The sequence below is a fragment of the Actinobaculum sp. 313 genome, from assembly GCF_003073475.1.
In the GTDB taxonomy this organism is placed as follows: Bacteria; Actinomycetota; Actinomycetes; order Actinomycetales; family Actinomycetaceae; genus Asp313.
Genome location: NZ_CP029033.1, coordinates 2,101,234 through 2,113,473, shown reverse-complemented (window position 1 = coordinate 2,113,473; position 12,240 = coordinate 2,101,234). Strand labels below are relative to the sequence as shown.

The following is a 12,240-nucleotide window of genomic DNA, read 5'->3' as shown; positions in this document are numbered from 1 at the left end:
AGGCACGTGATGGCAGAAACTTCGATTGAGCCGGAGGCTGCAACTGAGCCGCGAGTAAGCGGTTCACATGCGACGACATGGCGGACCGGCTTCTTCGTCAAACTTATTCTCATGGCGGCGGTTAACGCCGTGGGTTTGTATGTCATCGTCGCAGCGTTCACGGTGCAGGCCTGGCTGATCTTCGCCTTGATGACCGTGTTGCTCCTGGCGGTGGACTACATCTACTTCTCCAAGCGGACACTGGCGTTGAAGTATTTGGCTCCCGGCCTTGTCTTCCTGTTGGTGTTCCAGATCTTCGTCATTCTCTACACCGGTTACGTGGCGTTCACCAACTATGGACATCGGCACACACTAGACAAGGGCGGTGCCATCACATCGCTTATGCTGCAGAACACGCGGCGTGTGGAAGGATCCGCTCAGTATCCCCTCGTCGTCGTCGAGAGGGACGGCAAACTCGGTTTCGCAGTCCTGGATGACGACGTCGTGCGCGTGGGAACGGCGGAAGAACCGCTTGCCGAGATACCGGATGCTGCTGTTGAGGGCACCACGATCACCGAGATTCCGGGCTGGAATCTTTTGACGATGAGTGATTGGGCATCGCGGCAGTCGGAGGTTGCGGATCTGCGGGTCCCGTTGTCCGATGATCCCGAGGAAGGAGCAATCGGCACGCAGACGGGCAGTACCGGCTTCGTGTTCCGTTCGATCCTTGACTACGATCCCGACACCGACACAATAACCAACACCGAGACCGGGGTCGTTTATCACGCCGACAATAAGACGGGCTTCTTTGTCTCCGACGAAGGAGAAACTCTGACAATCGGTTGGCGGGTGTTCGTCGGATTCAAGAACTTCGCCGATGCTTTCGCTGATACACGCTACGCAACACCGTTTCTGCGTGTGTTGGTGTGGACATTCCTCTTCGCCTTCCTCTCGGTTGCCACGACATTCCTGCTTGGGATGGTACTCGCTATCGTCATGGACGATTCCCGCATGCGCGGGCGAAAGGTGTACCGCACCATCATGTTGTTGCCGTACGCATTCCCCTCCTTCATGACGGCATTCCTGTTCGCCGGTATGTTGAACGCGAAGTACGGCTTCGTCAATCAGGTACTGCTTGGCGGATCGCATCTGCCGTGGCTAACCGATCCAACTCTGGCAAAGGTGTCGGTGATCCTAGTCAACCTGTGGATGGGATTCCCGTACATGTTCCTCATTTGCACGGGAGCCTTGCAGTCCATTCCACACGAGTTGAACGAAGCAGCGAAGATCGATGGGGCGAACGGGTTCACGGTGTGGCGTTACATCACCCTGCCACAGCTTATGACGCAGGTGACGCCGCTACTGATCTCCTCCTTCGCCTTCAACTTCAATAACTTCAACCTTATCTACATGTTGACGCAAGGCGGCCCGCAATTCGAGGATGCGTCGGTTCCGGTGGGCGCAACGGACATTCTGATTTCCATGGTGTACCAGATATCCGGACTATCCGGTAAGGCGCAGGCCAACTATGGACTCGCGTCTGCCATGTCGATTCTGATCTTCATCATCGTCGGGACGATCTCGATGATCAGCTTCAGGAAGTCGCGTGCGATGGAAGGGGCCCAGTGATGAGTGAAACAACTACGATCACGGCGGCGGAAGGTCAGCCATCCATTGCCACTCCGACGAAAGAGCACCGGCGCCCCTTCGGACGTTGGTTCGCCGAGGTGGGTTTCCGGCACGTCATTGGCATCATTGCCGTCATATACGCTGCGTTCCCGATCCTATACGTTTTTTCGGCCGCGCTGAACCCGCATATCGGTACGACGCTGACATCGTCGAACAGTCTGTTCTCGGCAGTCTCCCTGGAAAACTTCGTGGAGTTGGGGCGTGACACGCTGTTCTGGACCTGGTTCCGCAACACGCTGGTGATCGGAATCATCACGGCTTTGGGAACCGTCCTCATGGGCGCGGCTGCGGCGTACGCCTTTTCGCGGTATCGATTCAAGGGCCGCAACGGGGGCTTGCTGGCACTCATGGTTGTGCAGATGTTCCCGCAACTGCTGGCTTTCGTTGCGATCTTCCTGTTGCTACTGAGCCTGGGCAACGTTGTTCCGGCGCTTGGAATCAACTCGAAGCTGGCGCTGATCTGCGTCTACCTCGGGGGAGCACTCGGCGCGAACACCTTCTTGATGTACGGCACCTTCAACTCCATTCCGATGGAGCTGGATGAGGCTGCGAAGATTGATGGTGCTTCCCATGGGCAGATCTTCTGGACCATCATCATGCCGCTTGTCACGCCGATCTTGTCCGTCGTCGGGCTGCTGAGTTTCATCAGCTGCTTCAACGACTTCATCCTCTCGAAGGTGATTCTGACCGGGCAGAGCAACTGGACGATGGCTGTTGGAATGAATCTGTGGGTAGGTGGAAACGAGAAGCACTGGGACTGGTTCACGTCGGGAGCGATTATTGCGGCGCTGCCGATCCTGCTGCTATTCCTCTTCCTGCAGAAGTACATCGTGTCGGGTTTGACCGGAGGCTCGGTCAAGGGCTAACCCGATCCGGGCAGAGGTTATTCTGCCGCACATGGCTGGGAATGGTCGATCTAGGAGGCGCGACCGACCAAACTCGTCAAACGAATACGAGGGAACACCTGGGTGTTCCCTCGTATTGCTTTAGCCGGTTGAGTGCCTGTGGATATCAGTCCTGAACGGGCGACCATTGCCCCGGCGATTGAGCAGAGTGCTCCGGCATCGGCCGGACCTCTTCCTGGCGGAACGCAGCAGCTACACACCTCTGCCGTCCGTGTCAGGTGGTGGCATGAAAAAGCAGGCGAGGTCAGCGGTAGATCAAAGGGACTACTGCCGCCGACGCTGCCCGCCGTTTCACTTGTTAGAGAGTCGATTCCTCAGTTGCAGAGTCGCCATCCACCGACGTTGCGGACATGGGTGCCGTGGCGGAGTCGGAGGCAATGGCGGCTTCAGACTCCGTTTCGTCATCTTGTGGACGATGTGGTGTGAGGTAGACGACGCCGAAGGGCGGTAGCTGCAAGGAGGCGGAGAAGGGCCGCCCGTTCCAGCTCACCGGTTCGGCCGTGACAGCACCGAAGTTGCCTACGCCGGAGCCTCCGTATTCCAACGCGTCGGTATTGAGGATCTCATCCCACTGGCCATCGGAAGGCAAACCGACCCGGTAGTCATTCTGGGGCACGCCGGCGAAGTTGCAGATGACGACCATAATGTCTTCATCGTCGGCGCTGCGGCGCAGATAGGACAGCACGTTGTGGTCGCCGTCGGACACGTCGATCCACTCAAAGCCGTGGTTGGTGAAGTCGTCGCTCCACAGGGCAGGATGCTCCTGGTAGACCTGATTCAGGCGGCGTACCAGTGAAAGCACGCCGTCGTGTGACGGGTCGTCGGTGAGCCACCAATCCAAACCCCTCGACTCATTCCATTCCTCGATCTGGGCGAATTCTTGGCCCATGAACAGGAGTTTCTTGCCCGGATGCGACCATTGGTAGGCGAAGAGCTCACGTACTCCGGCCAGCTTCTGCCAATCGTCACCGGGCATCTTCGAGTAGAGGGATCCCTTACCGTGTACCACCTCGTCATGTGACAGTGGCAGCAGGAAGTGTTCTGAGAAGGCGTAGACGAGAGAGAAGGTGATCTCACCGTGGTGCCAGCGGCGGTTGATGGGCTTCTCCTCCAAGTAGCGCAGGGTGTCATTCATCCAGCCCATGTTCCACTTCAGCCCGAAGCCGAGTCCGCCATTGTCGGTCATGCCGGTGACGCCGGGCCAGGAGGTTGACTCCTCGGCGATCATCATCACGCCGGGGGCGCAACGATAGGCGGTGGCATTGACCTCCTGCAGGAAGGAAATCGCTTCCAGATTCTCGCGGCCGCCATACACGTTGGGCTGCCACTGCCCATCTTCGCGCGAATAGTCGAGGTAGAGCATGGAGGCGACGGCATCTACGCGAATTCCGTCGATATGGAACTCCTTGAGCCAATACAGTGCGTTGGCAACCAAGAAGTTGCGGACCTCGCGTCGGCCGAAGTTGAAGACCAGTGTGCCCCAGTCCGGATGCTCGCCGCGCAGCGGATTGGGATCCTCATACAGGGCCGTTCCGTCGAAGCGGGCGAGCGCCCAGTCATCCTTCGGGAAGTGGGCGGGGACCCAGTCCATAATGACGCCGATACCGGCGCGATGCAGCCGGTCAATGAGATAGCGCAGTTCGTCTGGAGTGCCGAAACGTGCCGTGGGAGCGTAGTAGCCGGTGACCTGGTAGCCCCAGGATGGAGCGAAGGGATGCTCGGCAAGTGGCATGAACTCCACGTGTGTGAAGCCGCAGTATTTGATATGACCGACCAGCTGCTCCGCCATGGTGCGGTAATCGAGGCCAGGCCGCCACGAACCCAGATGCACCTCGTAAATGCTGACCTTGCCCGCATGCGGGTCGTGCTTGGCCCGCTCGGTGAGCCATTCCTCATCGCCCCAGGTGTAGTGCGAATCGGTGATGATCGACGCTGTCGACGGCGGCACTTCGGTGCGTCGTGCCATCGGGTCGGCCTTCTGATGCCAGGACAAATCCGGGTACTGGATTTCGTACTTGTAGCGGGCTCCCACGGTTGCCCCGGGAATGAAAATCTCCCAGATACCGGAAGAACCCATGGTCCGCATGGCGTGCAGCGATCCATCCCAGCCATTGAAGTCTCCGATAACGCGCACCGCTTTCGCATTGGGCGCCCAGACGGCGAAACTTGTGCCGGTTACCTCACCGAGCTCGCTCGGGTATGAGCGGACATGCGCGCCGAGGACCTTCCAGAGTTCCTCGTGGCGGCCTTCGCTGAACAGGTAAGTATCAACGTCGCCCACGGTGGGCAGGTACCGATAGGGATCATCCGTCCGGTTCTCGACATCGCCATAGACGGCGACTACGCGATAGTCGGGGATGGCGGTTCCCGGCAGGACTGCGCGCCAGATGCCATTGAACTCGTGGACTGCTTCGGTGCGACCATCGACGGTCTCGATGAATACACGGTCAGCGAGACGCCGGATAGCCCGGATGGTGACGCTCGTGGTGCCCACATGGGGGCCGAGAACATCATGTGGGGCGTGATACCAGCCGTTGGAAACGCCGTCGAGAATATTCGTGCTGACGGGCACGTAGTCGGTTTCGCTCATGGTCATACTCTTTCATATTGAGACCCGTTACGGGAGCGTTTACCCGCCGAATTGATGAGGAGTTTCCCGCAATTGGGTAGCGGGGTACAGGCGAGCGTTCATTGGGGAGGTAATCGGTAGCTCCTGTGCGCACATGTGCCTATGCGGTCCGGGCGCGTAGCGGTTAGCAGCAACGGTGACATGGCCGCATGCGGGCCGGGTGTGTACAGCGCGGGCCCAGCTGAGAGAGCAGTGGAAGCCTCTCGGCCATTGCCCGGCGGCAGGTGGCCTCAGTGTGCCGCGCCGAGAATACGATGGACGCCGACGAGCGGAATGGGGAGCCACGCGGGGCGGGTGGCGGCCTCATATGCCACCTCATAGAGCGCCTTGTCCAGTTCCAAAGCGCGCAAAAGAACCTTGTGCTCCTCCGAAAGAGCACCGTAGCCGGAGAGGAAGGCCTGCTGGGTGGTGCTGACCCATTCCTGGTGTTCGGAGCCGGTGCCGCCCGCATAGTCAAAAGAGCGTAGCATTCCGGCCACGTCGCGCAACGCCAGATCCGGTTGACGGCGTTGCGCCAGAGGTCGCAGTGGTTCGCCCTCAAAATCGAGTACCACCCAGCCCCGGGCGCTTCGCAATACCTGACCAAGATGGTAGTCACCGTGGATACGTTGCAGTGGTGGCCACGGCACGGACTGCGTGGCGCCGAAGATAGACGCAATGGAATCCGTGTACTCGGCCAGTTGCGGTACAAGATTGATCGCCTTCCGGGCTCGTTGCAGCCAGGAGTCTTGCAGCTGGAGGCGTTTGTCGGCGGTGGCCTCGACTACCGGGAGGGAGGCGGCGAGGATGTTGTGGATCCGGCGGGTGGTGCGGCCCAGTTCAACGAACTCCTCGCGAGGCAGCGGGCGGCCGGTGGCAAGCGAGGCGGTGGTACTTTCCCAGGCATCGGTGGCCGTGGGAAGGAATTCTTGCGCTGTCAGCACGTCAGCATGGCCGGTGTGCAAAAGTAGTTGTGCCGAGCCGATCTGAAGCGGCACGGCCCCTGAATCGCTGAGAACCTGCTGTAGTTCCACGTCGGGGTTCTCGCCGAGATGCAGCACTCTGAACAGCTTAAGAATAATCGGACCAGCAAAAGTGGTGGCCGCTGCGGCTGCTGTGTCGGCCATGTGGGGAGACTCGGGCGTATCCGGTGATCCGGCCGCGCCGCCGATTTCGTCGGCAGCGGGCGACGTCGGAGGCGCGGCATCGTACACGATGGAGGTGTTGGACTGTTCGCGGCCAAGACGTCGGGCCGAGGTGCGCGGCTGCACCGCGCACAGGCGGTGAGTGGCCAACCCCGCCTTCTTCTCGCACACCGGTGCGGTGTCCGCCAGTCCGGCCGCAGACGAGTCGGTGCCGCCGGAATACACCGGCCCCCGTGTAATGAGCCGCAGAAGCTCTTGCTGACCGAAGGGGTCATCCGTCGCGTCGCGGACCGTCCAGTTCTCCCACACGGCGATCGGGGCGGGAAGAACCGCTTGTTCATCGGCAGCCGACTCGCGGAAGGTGAGAGGAACGTTGTAGGTGACGTCACCGTCGGCAACCACCACCCAATGCAGCTCCACACCGGCGGCCCGGGCAACGGGGAGGGTTAGGCGAATCTCGGGTGTTGCGGTGCTACCGAGATGCCAGCGCGCAGCTGACAACCACGGGGCGAGCGCGGGCGCGAGGCTTGCGAAGGAATCCACTGGTTCACGGTTCATGGCACTCATCGGTAGGGTCAGCGGTTTCTTTCTTGTTCGCGGGCTCGCCGCCGATTCGCCTTGGAACGCGAGGGTCTCTGCAGCAAGAGCCAATAGAATCCTCGTGCCCCGAGCGTTATCGTGCATGAGCCCTTATGAGTGAGTTTCGGGAAGCGTGCTCCTCCGAAAACATCGATTGGTTGTGCGCCGCCGAAGTCGGCGATCTGTAACCTGGCGGCCTGCGGGTGCTGGCGAAGTTCATAACGCATAACAGCGTCTCAGAGGCATTGGATCGCGTGAAGGCGAGGACCGAGTCGTTACTCGACGTGAGCAGCTTGAAGTCGCCATCGCCAAGAGCGGTGTGCCGTCGGCGCACGGTGAGCATGTTACGCATCCATAGCAGCAGCGAGGAGCGCTGCGACAGTTGCGATTCCACGTTCACCACCTGGCCGCTGAAGTGTGGATTGTTGTTCAATGGCAGGTAGAAGTTGGAGGGATCTGCCGTGGAGAAGCCGGCGCTGGGATCGGGGGACCATTGCATGGGGGTACGCACGCCATCGCGGTCCGGCAGCCAGATGTCATCGCCCATTCCGATCTCGTCGCCGTAGTACAGACACGGAGAGCCGGGCAGCGACAGCAGCAGGGCCTTCGAGAGTTCGATCTCCGCGCGGGAATTCTCCAACAGTGGAGCCAGACGTCGCCGGATTCCCACGTTCGCACGCATGCGAGGGGCGGGGGCGTACCAGTCGTAGAGGTTGCGCCGCTCGTCGTCCGTCACCATCTCCAGCGTCAGTTCATCGTGATTGCGCAGGAAAATCGACCACTGGGTGCCTGGTGGAATCGCCGGAGTGGCGGCCAGGATATTGCGCAGCGCCGTGGCCTTCTCGTCGCGTAGCGAGTAGAAGATACGCGGCATCACGGGGAAGTGGAAGCACATGTGGCATTCCGGCCGGTCGGCGGTCCCGTAGTAGGGGACGACGTCGTCGGGCCACTGATTCGCCTCCGCCAGCAGTACCGTGCCGGGGAACTCGGCATCAAGCATGGCACGCAGATCCGCGAGGAAGTCGTGGGTTGCCGGCAGATTCTCGCAGTTGGTGCCCTCGCTTTCAAAGAGATAGGGCACGGCGTCAAGCCGAAATCCATCGACGCCCCGCCGTGCCCATGTCCGCACGACATCAAGCATGGCTGCCTGTACTTTGGGATTCTCGTAGTTCAGATCCGGCTGGTGCGAGAAGAAACGATGCCAGAAATACTGGCCGCGCACGGGGTCCAGGGTCCAGTTGCTGGTCTCGGTATCGGTGAAGATGATGCGAGCGTCGGCGTAGGAGGAATCGTCATCCGCCCACACGTAGAAGTCTCCATATGGACCAGCGGGATTCGAGCGCGAGGCCTCGAACCAAGGATGCGCATCCGAGGTATGGTTCATCACCAGGTCGATCATGACGCGGATTCCACGCGCATGCGCCTCGGCGAGGAGCTCCGCGAAGTCGTCAAGCGTGCCGTACTGTTCGGCCAACGCGGTGAAGTCCGATACGTCGTACCCGCCGTCGCGTTGCGGCGAGGGGTAGAAGGGAGGGATCCACAGACATCCCACACCCAGCCACTGCAGGTAGTCCAGGCGTGCGGTCAGGCCGCGGATATCACCGCTGCCGGAACCGGTGCTGTCGCCGAAGGCGCGCAATAGGACTTCATAGAAGACCGTGTGCCGGAACCACTGTGGATCATCGGACAGGCCTGGGCGGGCGAGGTCACGTGGCAGGGGAAGGGAGGGAAGCGGCGAAGATTCGCTCACCTCAGTACCTTCACGGACAGGATATGTGCGCACTGGTAGTACGGGTCGAGACGAACGTACGGGTGATCGTTCCACTGGTAGGTAGCTCCACTGAGTTCATCAGTCACTTCGATAACTGGCATTTCACCGGCAGGAGTGATCCCCAGTGGGCCGAGGTCCAGTCGCACTTGGGCTTCCTGCGCGTTACCCGGATCCAGATTCAGGACAACGATAACGGCATCGGACTCTCCGTTGTTCTCCTCCGGGCGGCTGAAGCGCGTGAAGGATAGGACGGCGTCGTTCGACGTCGGATTAATACGCAATTCCCGCAGGCGTTGCAACGCGGTGTGCCGAGAGCGGATACGGTTGAGCGACGTGAGCAAATCCTGGATGCCGTTTGATCGAGCGGCATCCCAGTCACGCGGCTTGAACTCGTACTTCTCGTTGTCGATCTGTTCCTCGAAACCGGGGCGGGGCACGTTTTCAACGAGCTCGTACCCGGAGTAGATGCCCCAGGTGGGAGAACCGGTCGCAGCCAGCACGGCGCGGATGGCGAAAGCATTACGACCGCCGTGCTGCATGTACGGCGTGAGGATGTCATGCGTAGTGGGCCAGAAGGCGGGTCGCAGCCTCGCATCCGACTCGCGCGCCAGTTCCCACAGGTAATCCTCGATCTCCTTCTTGCTGTTCCTCCAGGCGAAGTAGGTGTATGAGAGGTGGAATCCGACGGCACCGAGTCCCTGCATCATGGGCGGTGCCGTAAAGGCCTCCGCCAAGAAAAGAACCTCGGGGTGCGTCGCCCGGAACTCGCCGAGTAGCCGTTGCCAGAAGGCAACCGGCTTGGTGTGCGGATTATCAACGCGGAAAATGGTGACGCCGTGGTCAATCCACACCTCGAGGATACGGACGATTTCACGGTAGATCCCTTCCGGGTCGTTGTCGAAGTTCAATGGATAGATATCCTGGTACTTCTTCGGAGGATTCTCCGCGTAGGCGATAGTCCCGTCTACCCGAGTGGTGAACCATTCGGGATGTTCCTTCAGCCAGGGATGATCAGGCGAACACTGCAACGCCAAGTCCAGCGCCACTTCCATCCCGCGTTCGCGTGCCGCGTCCACAAAGGCATCGAAATCCGCAAAAGTGCCCAGATCGGGATGAATCGCATCATGGCCGCCATCGGGCGAGCCAATGGCATATGGCGAACCGGGATCCTCCGGTTCGGCAACAAGCGTATTGTTGCGGCCCTTGCGGTTCGTCGTCCCGATGGGGTGGATCGGCGTGAGGTAGACGACGTCGAACCCCATGGCGGCGATGCGATCCAACTCGGCGGCTGCGGTGCGTAGAGTTCCCGACACCCAGGTTCCGTCCTCACGCCGGTAGGCCCCAGTGATCGCGGAAAAATCTCATACCAAGACCCGGCGAGCGCGCGGATACGATCGACGCGCAGCGCGAAACGGGAGGATTCGGTGACCAGATCCCGTAGTGGATACCTCTCCAGCAGGGCGTCGATCTGCTGGCTGGTCGCCGCCTGATAGCGCAGTGCGGGCTCCAGATGCTGTTTGCCGAGCACGCAGGTGGACTCCTCCAGCAGGGCAAGTTCCGTGCTGTCGGCGGGCACATTGGCGGCGATACGCTCAAGTAGTTTGGCGCCTTCCAAGAGGACGAGTTCTTCGTCGATACCGGCGGCCAGTTTCACCTCCGCATTGTGACGCCAGGTGCCAACGGGATCGGACCAGGCGCGCACGAAGAAGGACCAGTCGCCGGGGTAGGTCGGGGTTAGCCACGCCTCGTATCGGTTCAATCCGGGTTGCGTATTGACCATGGGCGCGCACTGGACCTCTTCGCCGCGAGGGTTCACCAGTACGGCTTCGCAGGAGAAGAGATCGTGCCCTTCGCGGAACACGGTGGCCTGCACGGGAAAGGCTTCGTTCTCCGTTCCCTTGGCAGGCCAAGAACCGTTCTCTATGCACGGTGAGATATCCCGGATCGGAATACGGCCGATGGGTGCGAAAGGTGCCGGAATAGGGGCGTTTGAGGCGGGTGCGACTGGTGCCCTGGACGTGGTCGTAGCCGACCGAGTAGTGGTCTGAGTGGATGCATCCGGCCGTGCGGGCGCGGCTGAGCGGCGGGCATGCCGGGAATTTGGTGTGTTATTGCTCGTCACGTGTTCACCCTATGATGTTTACCGCCCACGCGCAGCCCAGTTGGGAAGATTGCCCTTCTCCTTTCCGGGAACGCGTGGTGCGTGCGGCGGTATTTCGGTTGTTGGTGCGCCCCTCAGCCCCGACGACGCCGGAAAAGGCTCGGCCTCGATGGGATGCACGGGCGCGGGGCTGGCAGCGGTTCCGTTCGGGCCGTGCCGAATCAAACCGCACAGCCTCAGTAGACCATGCGCATGGCCTCGCGAACTTCGGCGAGGGTTGAGTCGGCGACGGCATTCGCGCGTTCAATACCCTCGTGCAGGATATTCTGCAACTGAGCAGGGTCTTTCTCGAGCTCAACGCGCCGGGCGCGATGCTCGGCGAGGTACTCATTCAAAGATTCGGTGACGACCTTCTTCAGCATTCCGCCCCCTCCGTTTCCAATTTCGGCGGCGATCTCCTCGGCGGGCCGATTCTGGCACAGTGCGGCAATGGTCAACAGGTTCGACACCTCCGGCCGATTCTCCGGGTCGTAGGTGATGAAACGCTCGGAGTCGGTGACTGCCTTCCTAATGAGACGGGCCGTCTCATCGGCATCCATACGCAACTCGATGGTGTTATGACGCGACTTGCTCATCTTGGCGCCGTCTAGTCCGAGAATCGTGTCGGATTCGGAGAGCAGACCGTAGGGACGCGGGAAGATCGGGGAATCACTGCCTTCGGGATGGCCGTAGTGGGATTCGAAACGATCAGCGATAACGCGCGCCTGCTCCAGATGCGGCAGCTGATCCTTTCCGACGGGAACCAGATTCGCCTTGCAGAAGAGGATGTCCGCCGTCTGGTGAACCGGATAGGTCAACATGAGTCCGGTCATTGTGCGCCCGGTGGCCGCTTCCAGCTCGGCTTTCACCGTCGGGTTGCGGTGCAGCTCCGATTCGGTGACGAGGGAGAGGAAAGGAAGCATAAGTTGATTGAGTGGGGGCACCGCGGAATGTACGAAAATGGTGGCTGTTGAAGGATCGATCCCCGCCGCGAGATAGTCGGCCAGCAAGGAGTACACGCGTTCCTTGATGGGGCCGACGCCGTCTCGGTCCGTGGTCACCTGATAATCGGCAATGACCAGCCAGGTCTCCACACCGGAGCGCTGGAGGCGAACGCGATTGTGCAGGGAGCCGAAATAGTGGCCGATATGAAGATGACCGGTGGGGCGATCACCGGTAAGAACTCGGAACTGGCTCGGATCCTTTGCCAGCGCGGCCTCGATTTTCTCGCTTGTTTCGCGGGCGCGAAGGTACGACGCGTGATCGGTGGAGTTTTCGAACGTGTCCGCGGCGTTATTCGTCATGATGTCCTTCCTCATCCGTGCCCGCAGTAGCGCAGTGCGGCCAGGCAATTCTATCGGCTACTAGGTCTATCGGCCACCGGGCCGCAACGATCAATTGTGGACGTCGTAGCCGCTAACGCG

7 protein-coding genes and 1 pseudogene are annotated in these 12,240 nt (G+C 60.5%); 2 read left to right on the top strand and 6 right to left on the bottom strand.

The genetic code is table 11. From position 1 onward, the window contains the following. Positions 1 to 9: 9 nt before the first annotated feature. Together DDD63_RS09125 and DDD63_RS09120 are read left to right on the top strand one after the other, a co-directional pair. Positions 10 to 1,608 carry an ABC transporter permease subunit gene (locus DDD63_RS09125; protein ID WP_108716106.1) on the top strand — a complete coding sequence of 533 codons (1,599 nt, stop codon included), beginning with the start codon at positions 10 to 12 and terminating at the stop codon, positions 1,606 to 1,608. After that, positions 1,608 to 2,534 (top strand): sugar ABC transporter permease, encoded by a 927-nt coding sequence (locus tag DDD63_RS09120; RefSeq protein ID WP_108716105.1) that lies wholly within the window; start codon positions 1,608 to 1,610, stop codon positions 2,532 to 2,534. The genes DDD63_RS09125 and DDD63_RS09120 overlap by 1 nt, the downstream gene beginning before the upstream one ends. 337 nt (positions 2,535 to 2,871) lie before the next feature. On the opposite strand, the gene glgB is transcribed toward DDD63_RS09120, so the two are convergent. From glgB to trpS, 6 genes and pseudogenes are all read right to left on the bottom strand, one after another. Then, positions 2,872 to 5,163, bottom strand: a complete 2,292-nt coding sequence (glgB, locus tag DDD63_RS09115; RefSeq protein WP_240611242.1) for a 1,4-alpha-glucan branching protein GlgB — start codon at positions 5,161 to 5,163, stop codon at positions 2,872 to 2,874. 269 nt (positions 5,164 to 5,432) lie between these two features. Then, on the bottom strand, positions 5,433 to 6,884 hold the full coding sequence (locus DDD63_RS09110; RefSeq protein ID WP_164505512.1) for a phosphotransferase: 1,452 nt from the start codon (positions 6,882 to 6,884) through the stop codon (positions 5,433 to 5,435). Between the two features lie 17 nt (positions 6,885 to 6,901). Further along, positions 6,902 to 7,060, bottom strand: coding sequence for a hypothetical protein (locus tag DDD63_RS13215; RefSeq protein ID WP_276308109.1), 159 nt, complete (start codon positions 7,058 to 7,060; stop codon positions 6,902 to 6,904). Next, positions 7,000 to 8,655 (bottom strand): maltose alpha-D-glucosyltransferase, encoded by a 1,656-nt coding sequence (gene treS, locus DDD63_RS09105; RefSeq protein WP_276308076.1) that lies wholly within the window; start codon positions 8,653 to 8,655, stop codon positions 7,000 to 7,002. The genes DDD63_RS13215 and treS overlap by 61 nt, the downstream gene beginning before the upstream one ends. Then, positions 8,652 to 10,657 (bottom strand): annotated as a pseudogene (locus tag DDD63_RS09100) (alpha-1,4-glucan--maltose-1-phosphate maltosyltransferase). Before DDD63_RS09100 ends, treS begins: the two are co-directional and overlap by 4 nt. A gap of 356 nt (positions 10,658 to 11,013) precedes the next feature. Continuing rightward, positions 11,014 to 12,120, bottom strand: a complete 1,107-nt coding sequence (gene trpS / locus DDD63_RS09095) for a tryptophan--tRNA ligase (RefSeq protein ID WP_108716102.1) — start codon at positions 12,118 to 12,120, stop codon at positions 11,014 to 11,016. Positions 12,121 to 12,240 lie beyond the last annotated feature (120 nt).

Bases quoted from the DNA above. Each gene is read 5' to 3' on its own strand.
- DDD63_RS09120 (WP_108716105.1), top strand. From the start codon at position 1,608: ATGAGTGAAACAACTACGATCACGGCGGCGGAAGGTCAGCCATCCATT.
- DDD63_RS09110 (WP_164505512.1), bottom strand. From the start codon at position 6,884: ATGAACCGTGAACCAGTGGATTCCTTCGCAAGCCTCGCGCCCGCGCTC.
- trpS (WP_108716102.1), bottom strand. From the start codon at position 12,120: ATGACGAATAACGCCGCGGACACGTTCGAAAACTCCACCGATCACGCG.
- glgB (WP_240611242.1), bottom strand. From the start codon at position 5,163: ATGAGCGAAACCGACTACGTGCCCGTCAGCACGAATATTCTCGACGGC.
- DDD63_RS09125 (WP_108716106.1), top strand. From the start codon at position 10: ATGGCAGAAACTTCGATTGAGCCGGAGGCTGCAACTGAGCCGCGAGTA.